Origin of the sequence: Parasedimentitalea psychrophila (assembly GCF_030285785.1) — a bacterium.
GTDB classification, from domain to species: domain Bacteria; phylum Pseudomonadota; class Alphaproteobacteria; order Rhodobacterales; family Rhodobacteraceae; genus Parasedimentitalea; species Parasedimentitalea psychrophila.
Genome location: NZ_CP127247.1, coordinates 1,037,651 through 1,053,434, shown reverse-complemented (window position 1 = coordinate 1,053,434; position 15,784 = coordinate 1,037,651). Strand labels below are relative to the sequence as shown.

The 15,784-nt window shown below is 61.8% G+C and carries 18 protein-coding genes; 9 read left to right on the top strand and 9 right to left on the bottom strand.

Annotation, left to right across the window (positions count from 1 at the left end):
- Positions 1 to 178 precede the first annotated feature (178 nt).
- Complete coding sequence (locus tag QPJ95_RS05095; RefSeq protein ID WP_270918564.1) at positions 179 to 1,246, top strand: hypothetical protein; 1,068 nt, start codon at positions 179 to 181, stop codon at positions 1,244 to 1,246.
- A gap of 51 nt (positions 1,247 to 1,297) precedes the next feature.
- Here QPJ95_RS05095 and QPJ95_RS05090 read toward each other — a convergent pair whose 3' ends face one another.
- From QPJ95_RS05090 to ubiA, 3 genes are all read right to left on the bottom strand, one after another.
- On the bottom strand, positions 1,298 to 1,612 hold the full coding sequence (locus tag QPJ95_RS05090) for a hypothetical protein (protein WP_270918563.1): 315 nt from the start codon (positions 1,610 to 1,612) through the stop codon (positions 1,298 to 1,300).
- Positions 1,609 to 3,573 carry an OmpA family protein gene (locus QPJ95_RS05085; RefSeq protein WP_270918562.1) on the bottom strand — a complete coding sequence of 655 codons (1,965 nt, stop codon included), beginning with the start codon at positions 3,571 to 3,573 and terminating at the stop codon, positions 1,609 to 1,611. The genes QPJ95_RS05090 and QPJ95_RS05085 overlap by 4 nt, the downstream gene beginning before the upstream one ends.
- Before the next feature lie 63 nt (positions 3,574 to 3,636).
- Complete coding sequence (gene ubiA, locus QPJ95_RS05080) at positions 3,637 to 4,614, bottom strand: 4-hydroxybenzoate octaprenyltransferase (RefSeq protein ID WP_270918561.1); 978 nt, start codon at positions 4,612 to 4,614, stop codon at positions 3,637 to 3,639.
- Between the two features lie 12 nt (positions 4,615 to 4,626).
- Here ubiA and QPJ95_RS05075 point away from each other — a divergent pair, with 12 nt between their 5' ends.
- The 3 genes from QPJ95_RS05075 to QPJ95_RS05065 all read left to right on the top strand — a co-directional run bounded on the left by QPJ95_RS05075 (position 4,627) and on the right by QPJ95_RS05065 (position 7,473).
- Positions 4,627 to 5,352, top strand: a complete 726-nt coding sequence (locus QPJ95_RS05075) for a 16S rRNA (uracil(1498)-N(3))-methyltransferase (RefSeq protein ID WP_270918560.1) — start codon at positions 4,627 to 4,629, stop codon at positions 5,350 to 5,352.
- Between the two features lie 157 nt (positions 5,353 to 5,509).
- Positions 5,510 to 6,037 carry a hypothetical protein gene (locus QPJ95_RS05070; RefSeq protein ID WP_270918559.1) on the top strand — a complete coding sequence of 176 codons (528 nt, stop codon included), beginning with the start codon at positions 5,510 to 5,512 and terminating at the stop codon, positions 6,035 to 6,037.
- 65 nt (positions 6,038 to 6,102) lie between these two features.
- The gene (locus QPJ95_RS05065; RefSeq protein ID WP_270918558.1) at positions 6,103 to 7,473 is read left to right on the top strand and encodes a glutamate--cysteine ligase; all 1,371 of its coding nucleotides are present in this window, start codon (positions 6,103 to 6,105) and stop codon (positions 7,471 to 7,473) included.
- A gap of 110 nt (positions 7,474 to 7,583) precedes the next feature.
- On the opposite strand, the gene plsY is transcribed toward QPJ95_RS05065, so the two are convergent.
- Genes plsY through QPJ95_RS05035 form a run of 6 tightly spaced genes read right to left on the bottom strand, consistent with a single transcriptional unit; the run spans position 7,584 to position 11,931 of the window.
- A complete protein-coding gene (plsY, locus tag QPJ95_RS05060; protein WP_270918557.1) occupies positions 7,584 to 8,189 on the bottom strand; it encodes a glycerol-3-phosphate 1-O-acyltransferase PlsY in 606 nt (201 codons plus the stop codon).
- Positions 8,189 to 9,499: a dihydroorotase gene (gene pyrC / locus QPJ95_RS05055; protein WP_270918556.1), complete on the bottom strand. Its 1,311-nt coding sequence runs from the start codon at positions 9,497 to 9,499 to the stop codon at positions 8,189 to 8,191. Before pyrC ends, plsY begins: the two co-directional genes overlap by 1 nt.
- Positions 9,496 to 10,044 (bottom strand): hypothetical protein, encoded by a 549-nt coding sequence (locus QPJ95_RS05050; RefSeq protein WP_270918555.1) that lies wholly within the window; start codon positions 10,042 to 10,044, stop codon positions 9,496 to 9,498. Before QPJ95_RS05050 ends, pyrC begins: the two co-directional genes overlap by 4 nt.
- A complete protein-coding gene (locus QPJ95_RS05045) occupies positions 10,041 to 10,430 on the bottom strand; it encodes a hypothetical protein (RefSeq protein WP_270918554.1) in 390 nt (129 codons plus the stop codon). Before QPJ95_RS05045 ends, QPJ95_RS05050 begins: the two co-directional genes overlap by 4 nt.
- Positions 10,427 to 10,966, bottom strand: coding sequence for a hypothetical protein (locus QPJ95_RS05040; protein WP_270918553.1), 540 nt, complete (start codon positions 10,964 to 10,966; stop codon positions 10,427 to 10,429). The genes QPJ95_RS05045 and QPJ95_RS05040 overlap by 4 nt, the downstream gene beginning before the upstream one ends.
- Before the next feature lie 5 nt (positions 10,967 to 10,971).
- Positions 10,972 to 11,931 carry an aspartate carbamoyltransferase catalytic subunit gene (locus QPJ95_RS05035; protein WP_270918552.1) on the bottom strand — a complete coding sequence of 320 codons (960 nt, stop codon included), beginning with the start codon at positions 11,929 to 11,931 and terminating at the stop codon, positions 10,972 to 10,974.
- A gap of 176 nt (positions 11,932 to 12,107) precedes the next feature.
- Between QPJ95_RS05035 and QPJ95_RS05030 the strand changes: the two genes are divergently transcribed.
- From QPJ95_RS05030 to QPJ95_RS05010, 5 genes are all read left to right on the top strand, one after another.
- On the top strand, positions 12,108 to 12,869 hold the full coding sequence (locus tag QPJ95_RS05030) for a uracil-DNA glycosylase (RefSeq protein ID WP_270918551.1): 762 nt from the start codon (positions 12,108 to 12,110) through the stop codon (positions 12,867 to 12,869).
- Positions 12,866 to 13,465 (top strand): metallophosphoesterase family protein, encoded by a 600-nt coding sequence (locus tag QPJ95_RS05025; RefSeq protein ID WP_270918550.1) that lies wholly within the window; start codon positions 12,866 to 12,868, stop codon positions 13,463 to 13,465. The genes QPJ95_RS05030 and QPJ95_RS05025 overlap by 4 nt, the downstream gene beginning before the upstream one ends.
- Positions 13,449 to 13,598 (top strand): hypothetical protein, encoded by a 150-nt coding sequence (locus QPJ95_RS05020; protein ID WP_270918549.1) that lies wholly within the window; start codon positions 13,449 to 13,451, stop codon positions 13,596 to 13,598. The genes QPJ95_RS05025 and QPJ95_RS05020 overlap by 17 nt, the downstream gene beginning before the upstream one ends.
- Positions 13,599 to 13,606: 8 nt before the next feature.
- On the top strand, positions 13,607 to 14,149 hold the full coding sequence (gene moaB / locus QPJ95_RS05015) for a molybdenum cofactor biosynthesis protein B (RefSeq protein ID WP_270918548.1): 543 nt from the start codon (positions 13,607 to 13,609) through the stop codon (positions 14,147 to 14,149).
- Between the two features lie 105 nt (positions 14,150 to 14,254).
- The gene (locus QPJ95_RS05010) at positions 14,255 to 15,715 is read left to right on the top strand and encodes an efflux RND transporter periplasmic adaptor subunit (RefSeq protein ID WP_270918547.1); all 1,461 of its coding nucleotides are present in this window, start codon (positions 14,255 to 14,257) and stop codon (positions 15,713 to 15,715) included.
- Positions 15,716 to 15,784 lie beyond the last annotated feature (69 nt).

Below are 15,784 nucleotides of genomic sequence, written 5' to 3'. Positions count from 1 at the left end.
AGGACCCCCAAAACAAGGGGACGGGGCGCCTTTTTGACGGCGCGATTGTGATGCCGTGATTGGGCGATCTCCTCGTCGGTTAATGACCTATTAATATCGTCAATCTTATGCCGTATTTTCCGCAAATTATATTGATATCCAGAATGAGCCCGAATTTTTCTTACAGGAATTGATGCTCATGCCACCGATCAGACCTGCCAAAATTGAAGCCGCCCTGCTGTATCTGGATTACCAACCCTTTGCCTATGCCGCCTTTGTCGATCGGCTGAGACTGATCTTTGGTGATGATATTCCTGTGGCTTTGGTGGATCATCGCGGTGGGGCCTTTGGTCTGATCAACGCCGACGGCATCCTCATCAAGATATCGCAAAATCAACAGCCCCTGGCGCTGGCTGGATTTCAGGGTGCCTTGGCATCCTCTTATACAAAAATGCAGCAACCCGAGGCCGAGGATATTGTTCAGGGGCACCGCAAGACCATTTTTGTGACCGTCGGTGATGACAGTCTCCTGCGGCCCGACGCCGCCCCCGAAACGCAGTCTCCGGGTGTCGTGCTGTTTTCAAACCGAGTCCATATTGCCCGTCTGGTCGTCAGTCAGATCGTCGCCCTGAACAGGCCAGAGCTGATCCATTGGTGCCCGTCCGATCAATTGCTCAAGCCCGAGCAGCTGTCATCGGTCGAAGACCCGGGGGGGCTGGCGCTGCAAATTCATCCCAGCCTGTTTTCCAGCGGTGTGGATGAAAATGGCAGCCAAAAAATCGGTTTTCAGGCCTTCGGCTCAGAGCATGTCACTGGGCATCATGTTTTTGTCGAGGAAACGGCCTTTGCTTTGCCGGGGGTGATCAGGGCGGTAAATGATTTCATTTCCTCGCTCACCAAGACCTGCGAACTGCCAAAAAGTGGCTCTGTTGTGCAAATGAAATCGGGGGCGGCATTGCGGGTGACCCAGGCGGTGGCTGATTATCGTTTTCCGCGTAATTTCCTGTTGGTAGAAGTGTTGCAGCCGGGCCGCGTCACAAAAGGCGCCTTGAAACCTGTCGGGCGGGGCCTGCAATCGGCGTCATACCGGGCTGAAAAAACTGCCGCTGATCGAACCATAACCCGAGCTGTGCCGCCTGCAGATCGTGACCTGACACCGCTGTTCAGGGTCGCAGGGCTGGCCGCCATTGTGATGCTGTATTTGGTCGCATCCCAGTTTATGGAGCTGGCGACGGCCCCGGGCCTGACCACTTTGGCCAGCAATTAACCGGCCTCAACAACGCCAGCCGCCGCCAGGCCTGCGTTGCCTGGGCGCGGATCAGCCCTCGTGGTAGACCCGCAGTTCTTCGCATTCCTGCCGTGCCGCGCGCAGCCCGTCCATGGCGGCGTGTAATTCGGCCTCGGTCTGGGCCAGCTGGTTGCTCAGCTCGGCCTCGCGCTGTTGCAAATATGTGATCGCCTGATCGCGGGTTTCTTCCGCCTCGTGCAGTTCCTGGCTCATCCGGTCCAGATCGGCCACATCGCTTTGCTTGACGCGGGTAAAGCGGTGAACCAGCCAATTGGCAAACCAGCCCATCATGAAAGCGACAAACAGGATAATGGCAGTGGTGATGATGAACTCGGTTCTGTTCATTGTACGGGGATCTCCTGGTCGGTGGGCGCTTCCGTGTCGGGGGCCGTTTCACCGCTCGTTTCACTGGTCGGGTCACTGGCGGAATCACTGGCGGTATCTTCGCGCGCCGCGCCGTCCAGCGTGCTTTCCGGCTCCGGGCTCTGCTCGGGGCGGATCAGATGGAAGGTGATGCGCCGGTTTTGTTCGCGGCCCTCTTCGGTGCCGTTGTCGGCAATCGGGGTGCTTTCGCCATATCCTTTGGCGGCAAAGCTAGAGGTCACAACCCGGCGCGCGCGCAGCTCGTTCAGAACCGACTGGGCCCGTGCCTGGCTCAGATTTTGGTTCATCCCTTCGCGTCCCTGACTGTCGGTGTGGCCCTGAATCTCCAGCCGGACCTCGCCGCATTGCTCCAGGATCACGGCAATCGCATCCATGGTGCCCCGGCTACCTGCGGCAACCGTTGCCGATCCGGGTTCAAAGGCAATCTTGCCCAGCTGCTGAATGGAGGCCAGCTGGGTTTCGCACTGCTCCGGTTCCATCGGTTTGTCTTCGGGCTCCGGCGGCGGCTCATAGCTGATGTCCAGCCCATAGCTTTCGGCCTCGCCGAGTTTGGCAGACAGCAGCTTAGAGATCTCAGCGGTGGCGTTTTCCTGGTGGCTCATGCCGCGCAGGGCGACGTGGTCCGGTGTCACGATCAGAGATCCGCGCCGCAGCTGAGACAGCGATTCCAACCCGGCAAGCACCCGCACCGGCCAGTTGGCAGGCAGGCCGTCAACCACGCGGGTGGCGCCATAGACATTGTCCGAGCCGAACCGCGCTTTGGCGAAACTATTGGTCAGATGGCGCAGAGTTTCATCCGTCAGCCGTCCCCGCAGCTGGACCTGGCCCTCGGGGCTGAGGGTCGCGGTGAATTCCGGCGGGCCGCCGATTTCGGTCTCGGTCTCGGCTTCGGGTTCTGGCAGCACCGCATGTAAGGCAAAAACCTGGGGAAGAGCGTTTTCCAGCTCGCCGATTACCTGATCGAACAGCTCGGGGCTGGTCTCGACCGTGGCCACCAGAGTGATATCTGCATTGGTGATCCTGACCGAGCCCGCCCCCAGTTGGGCAAGGCTGGCAATGCTCAGTTCAGCGGCCCGGGACCAGTTGGGCGAGGGCACGCCCATGCCGATCACGCAGGTGGCCGGAGCCGCCAGTTCTGCCTTTTGCGCAGCGGCCAGGATGCGGTCCCGGCTGGCGTCGCTTTCGGCCGAGCAGTCGTCAAAGCGACCGCCGTTCTGATCAATGTGATAACGCAGCGCAAACGGCGTGATCACCGGCCGCGGTGCGGCAATGTCCAGCGCCAGCCGCAGGCCCGGTGGTGCGCTGCGGTTCAGCTCTTTCTCCAGCGCCAGCTTTTCTTTTGCACTATTGGTAATCGCGGTGATTGAAACCTGTCCAACCACCACGGAAATTTTTGCCCGTGGCAGGCGTTTCAGGGATTTGATCGCATAGTCCATTGCCGCGACCCAGCCCTCGGGTGCGTCATAACGCGCGGTCTCCAGCAGGTCGGCGACGCGGTCCTCACCCACCACTCTGGCCAGCTGTTCGACAATGGCGGCGCGGCCTGTGCCTGTTGGGATCAGCCCGATAATGGAAATACCACTCTCATTGCGCAGGATCTCAACTGAAAACCGGGGCGGCGCCAGATCCGCTGTGGGGGTGACCTCCATCTCGTCGATGATCCGGCTGGCATCGACCGTGCCGCCGACCACCGAGATCGCGGTGAACCGGTTGGCTTCGTCGGGCGCGGTGCCGTTCAGGACAACCCGGAGCCCGTCGGCGGTCACTTCGGCCCAGTCATGGCCGGTTTCATCCAGAGTTTGGCGTACCGCAATTTCGGTGCTGTTTTCCATCCCGGTGACGGCAAATCTAGCCGCGACCAGGCTCAGGCCTGCGGCCGCCAGAAATGTGAAGCTAACAATCAATAGAGAAGAAAGGCGCATAGGTGGGGCAGCATCGTCCAAGGAAGGTTTCGTCTTCTTACCGGCTGGAGCGCTGCGGATCAATCACACCAACAGGGCTGCGGCAAAGAAGATAAGCGGAATCAGGCCGGTGTCACGGTTCAGACGGAACAATTGCAGCAAATTTTCGTTGTTATCAGTGTCTAATGCCCGCAATTGCCAGGTCAGGTGCCAGCCCATCGCCCAGGGGGCAAGCAGCGCCAGCAGCAGCGCCGGAATGGATCCATTGGCCATCACCGCGCTCAGCACCGCCACTGCCATCAGGCAGACCACCGCAACCAGAAACCGGCGCAGCCAGAGTGCGGTGTTGCTGCCAAACAGCCGGGCGGTGGATTTGACGCCAATCAGCGCATCGTCCTCGGTGTCCTGATGGGCATAGATGGTGTCGTAGAACAGCGTCCAGCTGATGCCCGCCAGATAGAGATAGACGGCCGGCCAGTTCAGAGTGCCGGTATGGGCGACCCAGGCCAGCATCGCGCCCCAATTGAATGCCAGCCCCAGAAACACCTGCGGCCACCAGGTGAATCGCTTGGCAAAGGGATAGATCGCCACTGGAAACAGCGCCAGAATGCCCATGGCAATGGCGGCTTGGTTGAAACTGAACAGGATTAGCGCCGAAAGGGCAATCTGCACCACCATCCAGATCACCGCGCCCCTCACGGTCACCTGCCCCGACGGGATAGGCCGCGAGCGGGTGCGCTCGACCCGGCCATCAAAATCGCGGTCCGTGATATCGTTCCAGGTGCATCCGGCACCGCGCATCAGCCAGGCCCCCGCCGCACAGGCGACAAAGATCCAGGCGTCCTGCCAGCGCGGGTTCTGGTCCCACAGCATCGCCAGCGCCAGACCCCACCAGCAGGGGATCAGCAGCAGCCAGGTGCCAATCGGCCGGTCGGCCCGCGACAGCCGCAGATAGGGGCGGCTCCAGGCCGGCGCACGGGTATCTACCCAATTGTTGCGGGCGGCATCGGAAACTTGTCCCTGATCGGGCTGTTCTTCTGGTGTAGGGGCATCGCCTTGCATATGTAGGGCCTCATGAGCGCAAAGATCAGACTGTATGTAGAGCACCCTTTGGGGGCAGGGCAATCGGTTCCTCTGGACCGGGGGCAGGCACATTACCTGTTTGGGGTGATGCGGATGGCGGTTGGCGGCCAGGTAAAGCTGTTCAACGGCCGTGATGGCGAGTGGCTGGCCGACATTGCACAGGCCGGTAAACGCGCTGGGCTGCTGACCTGTGTGGAGCAGACCAAACTGCTGCAAATGCCGCCGGACCTCTGGCTGCTGTTTGCGCCGATCAAAAAAGCCCGCACCGATTTCATCGTCGAGAAAGCCGCCGAGATGGGCGCCGCCCGCATTCTGCCGGTGCAGACCGAGTTCACCAATTCAGAACGTATCCGCCGCGACCGTCTGCAGGCCCACGCGGTTGAGGCCGCCGAGCAATGCGGCGGCACCTATGTACCGCAGGTGGACGAGCTGCAAAAGCTGTCGCGCCTGTTGGACCACTGGCCCGAAGGCCGCCAGTTGATGTTCTGTGATGAGGGTGAAGTGGGCAATGCGCTGGCGCTTGCTGCTGCTGACAAGTCAGACGCGCCCTGGGCCATCCTGATCGGCCCTGAGGGCGGCTTCTCCGATGCCGAGCGCAAACGCCTGCACGCTTTGCCACAGTCCCATGTGGTCAGCCTCGGCCCGCGCATCCTGCGGGCGGATACCGCAGCGGTGGCGGCGATGACCCTGTGGCAACAGGCGCTGGGGGATTGGTGACTGTGACAGCAGTGGGCTCTGTCCGGGTCAAAAGCGAGTCGGATGAAAAAGGCAGGTTTGGGGCTTGTCCAAAACCAATTTGTTCCCAAATATGTCTAATGCATATCGCATCCAGTGGCTTAACACCTCTGCTGCCCTACTGAACAGGAGACAGATCATGAGCTTCATCAGACCCGAGGCCCAGGCGGCCATCTGGCGTTGGCGCGAGATTATCGTCGCTGCGGTTGTTCTGTTGATGGGGCTGCGCTGGGTGCTTGGCGCCTTTGGGCTGCTGTTCTGGGGCGGCTGGGTGCTGTTGATCATTGGCACGGCGCTTGCCGTCGTCGGTGTTCAGCGAATGCGGTTTCGTCTTGGCCATGGAGGACCCGGTGTGGTGCAGGTGGACGAAGGGCAGATTGCCTATTTCGGGCCGCTGACCGGCGGCGCGGTGGCGGTGTCTGAGCTGACTCAACTGGCGCTGGATCACACCGCCAAACCGCCGCATTGGGTGTTGCAGCAGCCGGGGCAGGAGCCGCTGCATATTCCGGTCACTGCGAGTGGCACCGAGATCCTGTTTGATGTCTTTGCCAGCCTGCCCGGATTGCGCACCGAACGGATGTTGAGTGAGCTGCGCCGCGGTGGACCTCACAGGGTCGTGATCTGGGAAAAACATAACACTCGCCCGCCGACCCACAGGCTGCATTGACAGTCGCTGAGTTTCGCACCACGACTGATCTTTCCACATGATTTTACAGCAACGGAGCGCTGCTCATGTCTATTCCCCAGTCCGGTGGCGGACCCATTGAACACCACAGCCAATTGGCTGAGTATCTGGCCGAAGGCTGCAAGCCCAAATCCGATTGGCGCATTGGCACCGAACATGAAAAGTTTGGCTTTTGCAAAGACAGCCTGAAGCCGCTGCCCTTTGCCGGAGAGCGCTCGATTGTGGCGGTTCTGCAAGGGTTGCGCGACAGCTATGGCTGGTCGGAAGTGACCGAAGGCGGCAATCTGATCGGGCTGGAAAAGGACGGCGCCAACGTCAGTCTGGAACCGGGCGGGGCGCTGGAATTGTCCGGGGCGCCGCTGGAGACCATCCACGAAACCTGTGACGAGGTGAATATCCACCTGCGCGAGGTCAAGGACATCGCCGACAAGATCGGTGTTGGCTTTATCGGTCTGGGCGCGGCGCCAATCTGGAACCACGATGAGATGCCACTGATGCCCAAGGGGCGGTATCAGCTGATGAACGACTATATGACCAAGGTGGGAACCATGGGCCGCGACATGATGCGGCGCACCACCACGGTGCAGGTCAATCTCGATTTCGGCTCCGAGGCCGACATGGTGCAGAAACTGCGGGTGGCACTGGCGCTGCAGCCGGTGGCCACCGCACTGTTCGCCAACTCGCCGTTTTTTGAAGGCAAGCCGAACGGTCATAAATCCTGGCGCAGCAAGATCTGGCGGCATCTGGATGACGCCCGCACCGGCATGTTGCCCTTTGCCTTTGACGAAGGCTTTGGCTTTGAGGCCTACGCTGAATACGCGCTGGATGTGCCGATGTATTTTGTCTACCGCGATGGCGTGTATATCAACGCGCTGGGCATGTCGTTCCGCGATTTCCTGAAAGGGGAGCTGCCCGCACTGCCCGGCGAAAAGGCAACTCTGTCCGATTGGGCCGATCACCTGACCACGGCGTTCCCCGAGGCGCGGATTAAGAAATACATGGAGATGCGCGGCGCCGATGGTGGCCCCTGGCGGCGGCTCTGTGCATTGCCGGCCTTCTGGGTTGGCCTGATGTATGATCAGTCCTCGCTGGATGGGGCCTGGGATCTGGTCAAGGGCTGGGACGCTGAAACCCGTGAGGGCCTGCGGGTGGCGGCCTCGCAGTCGGGGCTGCAGGCGCAGGTGGGCGACATCAAGATGATCGATCTGGCGCGCGAAGTTGTGGCGCTGTCCGAGGCGGGCCTGAAGGCGCGGGTCCGGGCCGGGGCTGGCGGCTTGGTGCCGGATGAAACCCATTTCCTGAACGCGCTGAAAGACAGTCTCGACAGTGGCAAAGTGCCCGCCGACGAGTTGCTGGAGCGCTATCATGGCGATTGGGGTGGTGACCTGACCCGGATCTATGGTGAGTATAGCTATTGATCGGGATCGGTGGCGCTGCCTGGCCTGCGGCCAGGCAGCGCCACGCGCCTGACGGCGCGCGCCTTCGGCGAGAGTATTTTAAGCAAAAAGAAGCGGCAGTTGGCGGCGGGCTATTTTTGCCCGATTTTTGGTTCTGTGCCGGTGCGGATGCGGATGATATTGGCGCTGTGGCGCCAGACCACGATTGCGGCCAGCAGCGCGGCAAGAGCAGCAATGTCGCTGCGGTTGAGTAGCAGCGCCCAGAGCGGCGCTGATAGCGCAGCCCCCAAGGCACCCATGGATGAAATCCGGCTAAGCGCCGCAGAGGCCAGCCAGGTCGCGCAGCAGGCGATGCCCACTGGCCAGGCCAGCGCCAGCATCAGGCCCAGGAAGGTGGCAACACCTTTGCCGCCTTTGAACCCTAGCCAAATCGGGAAACAATGGCCCAGAAAGGCGGCCAGCCCAGCCAGTTGCGCTGCATCTTCACCGGCCAGAGAACGCGCCAGCAGCACCGCCGCCGCGCCCTTGCCGCCATCAAAAAGCAGCGTCATTGCCGCGGCGGCTTTGCTTCCGGTGCGCAGCACGTTGGTGGTGCCGATATTGCCCGAGCCAATGTCGCGCAGATTGCCCAGGCCCATCATGCGGGTCAGCAGCAGGCCAAAGGGAATGGAGCCGAGGCCGTAGCCGATCACGGCCCAGAGCAGCAGCAGTGTGGTGGTTGTCTCAAATGCGGGCATCAGGCTCTCCGGTAGACCGGCGCGCCGGCAACATAGGTGGCCAACACCCTACCCTGCATACGCTGGCCGTCAAAGGGGGTGTTCTGCGATTTCGATTTCAGTGCAAAGCGATCCATCACAAAGGGTACATCCGGGTCGAACAGCAGCAGGTCAGCGGGGGCTCCGGCGCTGAGGCGGCCCGAGGATAGTCCCAGTCGTCTGGCCGGATTCAGCGCCATGGCGCGGAACAGAGTGGGCAAGTCCAGATGTTCTGAGTGGTACAGACGCAGGGCGGCGGGCAGCAGGGTTTCCAGCGCCACCGCACCGGCGGCGGCCTCTTCAAACGGCAGTCGTTTGCTTTCTTCGTCCTGCGGCGTGTGCATTGACGATATGATGTCGATCAACCCTGTGCGCACCGCCTCGACCACCGCCAGACGGTCGTCTTCTGAGCGCAGCGGCGGTTTGACCTTGAAGAAGGTGCGGTAATCAGCCGGGTCCAGCTCGTTCAGGGTCAGGTGGTGGATCGAGGTGCCGGCGGTGATGTCCAGCCCGTTGGCCTTGGCGCGCTCCAGCGCGGGCAGGGCGCGCGCGGTGGTGATCTGGTCGGCGTGGTAGCGCGCACCGGTCATTTCTAGCAGCGCGATGTCGCGGTCCAGCCCCATGCGCTCGGCCATTGGTGACACAGCGGGCAAGCCGCGCAGGGCGGCGAATTTGCCGCTGGTGGCGGCGGCACCTTTGGACAGGATCGGTTCCTGCGGGTGGGCAATCACCAGCGCGCCGCAGGAGCGGGCATAGGTCAGCGCGCGAGAGAACACCTTGGTGTCGGTGACCACCCGGTCGCAATCGGTAAAGGCCACCGCGCCGGCATCCATCAGAAAGCCGATCTCGGTCATTTCACGCCCCAACCGGCCCTTGGTCAGCGCCGCCATTGGCAATACGTTCACCGGTGCGTCTGCCTGGGCGCGGCGGGTGACGAATTCCAGCACTTCGGGGCTGTCGATCGCGGGCGAGGTATCAGGGCGGGTGACCATGGTGGTGACGCCACCCGCCGCCGCCGCAAGACCCGCAGATTTGTAGCTTTCCTTGTGACGTTCGCCGGGTTCGCAGACTTTCACCCCGATATCGACGATACCAGGCGCCAAACAGCGGTTTTTGCAGTCAATGATTTCAACATCTTCTGGAGAAATACCTCGCGCGCGAAACATTGCCTCTAATTCGATGTTTTCTGGAAAGATTTCGGTAATCTTCCCATCCTGCACCAGCAGATGGCCCGGCGCGTCCGTTCCGGCCTCGGGGTCGATCAGGCGGGCATTGGTGAAGAGTAGGGTCATGGGGTCTCTTTCGAACTATCGGCCTGCGACCGGATCTCTTGGATCAGGCGGTAAACATGTTGCGGGTTGGGTATATGCTCAAATCCGACGGAGTCCCAGCGGTCAAAATTATCCTCTCCGCCGTCCACAAACTCTTTTGCGAATAAGACTGTGCCCGGCTCGTGATTGATCAATTTGAGTGGATATTCTGAAATGAGAGGGTAGGACTTGAGACGCCTCTTCTGGAGCGGAATGTCTGTTCCTATAAAAGCGCGTTTATTGCTTAACGAGTACCAAGTGCGATTACGACGGTACTTTGCCGCAATTAATGCCGCTACTGTAATGCCGCAGCCAATTATGAATGGCAGATACTTCAAAGCTTGTTCCCGGCTGTTCTCTGGAAACTCATCAAAGATCCAAATTAGGCCCGCCACAATAACAAATATGCCTAAACCGAATAGGTCTGAGTCTGGTCTGCCGAGGGCGAAACTTGAGACTGGCCCGCCTTGCCAAATGATCTCTTCATCGGGCTCTAGGATTTGGTTCCAGTGCTCGGCACCACTCATCCGCACGTACTTTCGATGGTCCTGCAAGTATCAGCCGGGTCTGCCTGATACTTGATCAGATGTTTGTCGCCGCTTTTGGTGACCACCTGCACATAGCTGCCCATAGTGCGGACCCGCGCGATCTGGGCCAGCGCTATATTGCGCTCAGCCGGGCCGGTGAGGTGGGTCTGTGTCAGGGTCCAGACCGCTGTCAGGTCCTCGGAGGCGAGATACCAGCCGCGCAGGATGATCGCTGCCAGCCCGCCGATGGCGCCGGTCCAGACATGCGGATTGCCCATGGCCCAGAGGATCACCATGCCGGCGCCCATGGCCAGCGCCGCGATCCAGGCGTGCGAGCGGATATAGGCGCTGCGGTCGGGGGTGAATGTTGTGAGGACTGTTGTCATGGCCAACCTACCAATGTGCTTAAAAGGATGAGGAGCAGCAGCATCACCACAGCAAAAAGGCTGGCGCCGATGCGGCGGGCTTTGCTGCGGCTTGCGCGGGGCGACAGGTGGGACGCCGAATAGGGCTTGGCGCTGTCGCTGTGCAGGGAGGTACCGGCCCATTGGTTCTGATCTTCGCCGTAGGCCCCGATCAGGGAGATTTGACTGGCCGGTGTCAGGCGCGTTTCCTCGCCGCCAAAAGCGCGCGAGCGGATCAGCATCACGTGGCCGCTTAACCCTGTCAGGCGCTCATGGTCGTCGGTTAGCTGCTCGGCAGGTAAACCGCAGCCCTCGGTTAGGTATCCCACAAGGCCAAGCTCTTCGAGATCGGTGATCGGGAAGATCTCCACCTGATCCAGATTGATCTCCTCAATGCCCAGCACCTGAGCCAATGCGCCGGGTTCACGCAGAAACCGGGCCTGCTCGGGGGGCATGTCGAGGGCAAAGACGCGGATCAGGTCACGCTCGCCAGCAGGAATGTGCAGTACCGCGTCCATTCCGGTCAGCCTGCCTTGGCCTGGCGCTCGGCGCGCAGGTTCTGGGCCAGCAGGTCCATCACCGCCATGCGCACCGCGACGCCCATTTCGACCTGCTCCTGGATCACCGAGCGGTTGATGTCATCGGCCAGAGTGCCGTCGATTTCCACGCCGCGGTTCATCGGGCCGGGGTGCATGACGATGGCGTCGGGTTTGGCCCGTGCCAGTTTGTCGGTGTCCAGCCCGTAGCGGTGGTAATATTCCCGTTCCGAGGGGATGAAACCGCCGTCCATGCGCTCTTTTTGCAGCCGCAGCATCATGACGACGTCGACGTCTTTCAGGCCCTCATGCATGTCGTCGTAGATCTCGGCGCCAAATTCGGCAAACTGGCTGGGCACCAGGGTGGGCGGGCCGATCAGCCGGATGCGGTTCTCCATCTTGCCCAGCAGCATCAGGTTGGAGCGCGCCACGCGGGAATGGGCGACATCGCCGCAGATGGCGATGTTCAGCCGGTGCAGCCGACCCTTGGCGCGGCGGATGGTCAGCGCGTCGAGCAGCGCCTGGGTCGGGTGCTCGTGGCGGCCATCGCCGGCGTTGAGCACCGCGCAGTTGACCTTTTGTGCCAGCAGATCCACCGCGCCGGAATGCGGATGGCGCACCACCAGCAGATCCGGGTGCATGGCGTTCAGGGTCATCGCAGTGTCGATCAGGGTCTCGCCCTTTTTGATCGAACTTGCCTGCATCGCCATGTTCATCACGTCGGCGCCCAGCCGCTTGCCGGCGATCTCGAAACTGGCCTGGGTGCGGGTGGAGTTCTCAAAGAACATATTGACCTGGGTCAGCCCGGCCAGGGCGGTGGAGCGTTTTTCGGTGGCGCGGTTCTGATCGACGTATTTGTCAGCCAGATCAAGGATCATAGTGATCTCATGCGGGCGCAGGGGTTCGATGCCCAACAGGTGTTTATGGCCAAATGGGGTGGGGGTCATGGGCAGGCTCCGCGCTGGGTCGGGGCTGTTATACGGGGGGCGAGGCAGGCGGGCAAGATGCTGTTGTGGCGGGTCACTGGGATGTTGCGCGCGAGGTGAGTGCGGGGTTTTGAGTATTTTTGGCAACGAGAAGCTGGGGTGTTTCGTCTTGGCGGCAGGCAGGCTAGTTTGGTCACATGGAATCGGCATTGGATTATCACAGCGCGCGGGCGCTTTTGCAGTGGCAGGTGGAGCTGGGGGTGACCGAGAGTATCGGTGATGCGCCGGTCAATCGTTATGCGTTGCAGGCGACGCCGCCAAAAGCGAAGGCGGAGCAGGCGCCTGCGGTGCTCAAGCCCAAGGAGGTGGACCCGGTTGAGCAGGCGCAAAAGGCAGCGCGGGCGGCCACCGGGCTGGCCAGTCTGCGGGCGGCGCTGGAGGGGTTTGAGCATTGCGCCCTGAAGAAAGGCGCCCGCAATCTGGTGTTCAGCGATGGTCAGGCCGGGGCGCGGGTGATGATTATTGGCGAGGCGCCGGGACGCGAAGAAGACCGGGCGGGCACGCCGTTTGCCGGACCGTCGCTTGGCTTGCTCGACAAAATGCTGGCGGCGATTGATCTGTCGCGCGACAAGAATGTTTACCTGACCTGCGCGCTGCCGTGGCGGCCGCCGCAAAACCAGGAATTGCAACCGGCGGATATCGCGATGATGGTGCCGTTCCTGCAGCGCCATGTGGAGCTGGCCGAGCCGGAGTTTCTGCTGCTGATGGGCAATGCGGCCTGTCAGGCGGTGCTGGGCAAGCGTGGCATCAACCGGTTGCGTGGCGAGTGGCAGCAGGTCTGGGGCAAGGCGGTTCTGCCGATGCTGCCGCCGGATCGACTGTTGGGTCAGCCGCAGGGCAAACGGCAGGCCTGGGCCGATTTATTGTCGCTCAAGGCGCGATTGGTGGCGGTGACGTGAAAATCCTGGCCTTTTCCGACCTGCATTTGGCGCCGGTGGCGGCGGCGGATCTGGTGGCGGCCAGCGGTGGCGCTGATCTGGTGATTGGCGCCGGTGATTTCTGCAATATGCGGCAGGGCTTGGACCGCGCGATGCAGCTGCTGTCGGGGATGGCGGCGCCCCTGCTGCTGGTGCCGGGCAATGCCGAGAGTGCAGATGAGCTGCGCGCGGCAGCGCTGCCAAACATGAATGTTTTGCATGGCGCCGGTGTCGAGATCGATGGGCTGCGGTTTTTTGGGCTCGGCTATGGGGTGCCGGTGACACCATTTGGTGCCTGGTCCTGCGACCTGACCGAAGCCTTTGCCGGCCAGATGTTGGAAGCGTGCGACGCGGCGGATGTGCTGATCACCCATTCCCCTCCCAAGGGGGTGGCGGATGTGACCTCGGGCGGGGTCTCGGTTGGGTCTGAGGCAATCCGGGCGGCGATCGAGCGGCTGCAGCCGCAACTGGCGCTCTGCGGCCATATTCATGACAGCTGGGGGCAACGCGGCTATATCGGGGATTGCCAAGTGGTGAACCTGGGGCCAACCGTGACCTGGCTTGAGCTGGATCATTGAACCGCCGCGCGCGGCGCCGACATCATGCGGCCACCGGCCCAGGCTCAACAAGGCCAGGCTCAACAAGGCCAGGCTCAACAAGGCCAGGCTCAACAAGGCCAGGATCAACAAGGCCAGGATCAACAAGGACTGAACAGCACCATGTCGCGTATTGACGAAAACAAGACTTTCATCCCGGTTCGCATTGCGGTGCTGACCCTGTCCGACAGCCGGAGCCTGGCCGAGGATCGCTCGGGGCAGATTCTGGTGGATCGGTTGTTGGCCGCCGGGCATCTGCTGGCGGATCGCCGGATCATGCCGGATGATCGGGCTGATATTGCCGATCAGCTGCGCGCCTGGGTGGCTGACCCTGAGGTCGACGTGGTGATCTCGACCGGTGGCACCGGGCTGACCGGGCGTGATGTCACCGTTGAGGCGCACAGGGATGTGTATGAAAAGGAAATTGAGGCTTTTGCCACTGTGTTCACCATTGTCTCGATGAAAAAAATAGGCACCAGCGCGGTGCAGTCGCGGGCCACCGGTGGCGTGGCGGGCGGCACCTATCTGTTTGCGCTGCCCGGCAGTCCGGGGGCCTGCAAGGACGGCTGGGACGAAATTCTGTCGATGCAGCTGGATTACCGGCATCAGCCCTGTAACTTTGTTGAAATAATGCCCAGATTAGAGGAATACCAGCGACGGAAGTAATACGTTGCTGCGTGTAACCTCGCAAACCCTGCCGAAACTTGATAGGTTTTGGCGGGGTGCAAACGGGTAGGACAGGCAATTGATGCCACCTGAAAGGGATGAAAGATGCGTTTTTTGCGTCAGAGTTTGGCCGGACTTTTTCTGGCGGCGGTCAGCGCTGCATTGTTGCTCTATGCGGGCCAGTTGGTGCTGGGGGCTGTGCAGCAGCGGATGAGCGACGAGCGCCGGGCGCCGCCGCACCGTGAGCGTGTCTTTGCGGTCAATCTGGTGACCGCAGATTTGCAGGATATTGCGCCCAAGTTGATTGCCTTTGGTAAGGTCGAAAGCCGCCGCCGCCTAGAGCTGCGCACGCCGGTGGCGGGGCGGGTGATTGCGCTGGCAGAAGACTTTGAAGAGGGCGGTGTGGTCACAGCGGGACAGTTGCTTTTGCAGATCGACCCGGCGGATGCGCAGTCGGCGCTGGAGCGGGCCGAGGCTGATATGCAGGACGCCCGCGCCGAACAGCGCGAGACCGGCCGGACGCTGATTTTGGCGCAGGATGAATTATCGGCGACCCAGGATCAGGCGCAGCTGCGCCAGCGCGCCTATCAGCGTCAGATCGACCTGAAAGAGCGCGGGGTTGGCACTGCGGCCACTGTCGAGGTGGCTGAGCTGGCTGCCGTTCAGGCCCGCCAGTCGGTCATTTCCCGGCGGCAGGCGGTGTCGCTGGCCGAGGCCGGGGTGGATCAGGCCGGCTCGAGCCTGGCACGGGCGCAGATCAGCCTGGCGACCGCACGGCGGGATTTGGCAGATACCACCGTGATGGCTCAGTTTGATGGCACCCTGCAATCGGTCAGTCTGGTTCAGGGGCGTCTGGTCTCGGCCAATGAAAAGCTGGCGGAACTGGTGGACCCGACCATGCTGGAGGTGGCATTTCGGATTTCCACCGTACAATACACCCGGCTGCTGGATGCCAGTGGCGGCTTGATTGCAGCGCCGGTGCGGGTGTCGCTGGATGCCACCGGCGCCGATCTGAGCGCAGACGGGGTGATCAGCCGCGACAGTGGCGGCGCCGGTGCCGGGCAGTCGGGGCGATTGATCTATGCGCGGCTGAATGCAGCGCCGGGGTTCAAGCCCGGGGATTTTGTGACCGTGTCGGTGCGGGAGCCGGAACTGAGTGCGGTGGCGCGTCTGCCGGCCTCGGTGCTGGATGCCAATGGCACGGTTTTGGTGCTGGGCCCCGAGGACCGGCTGGAACAGATGCAGGTCGAACTGGTGCGCCGTCAGGGCGATGATGTGCTGATCCGCGGGCCGGGTCTGGCTGGCCGCGAGGTTGTTGTCGGGCGCACTCCGTTGCTGGGGGCCGGCATCAAGGTGCGGGCGCTGCGAACCGGCGCCGCGTTGCAACCGCAGCCGCAGGCAGAGCTGATCGAATTGAGCGACGAAAGACGGGCGCGGCTGACCGCCATTGTCGAAGGCAACAGCCGGATGCCCGAGGCCGCCAAGAAACGGGTTTTGCAGCAATTGGCCGAGGCCAAGGTGCCCGCAAAGCTGGTGACCCGCATTGAAACGCGGATGGGGGGGTGAACGGATGTTGTCCTGTTGTCAGCGTAGGGCCTCGCAGCCGCCAAGGATCAGATCAATGATGACCTCAGG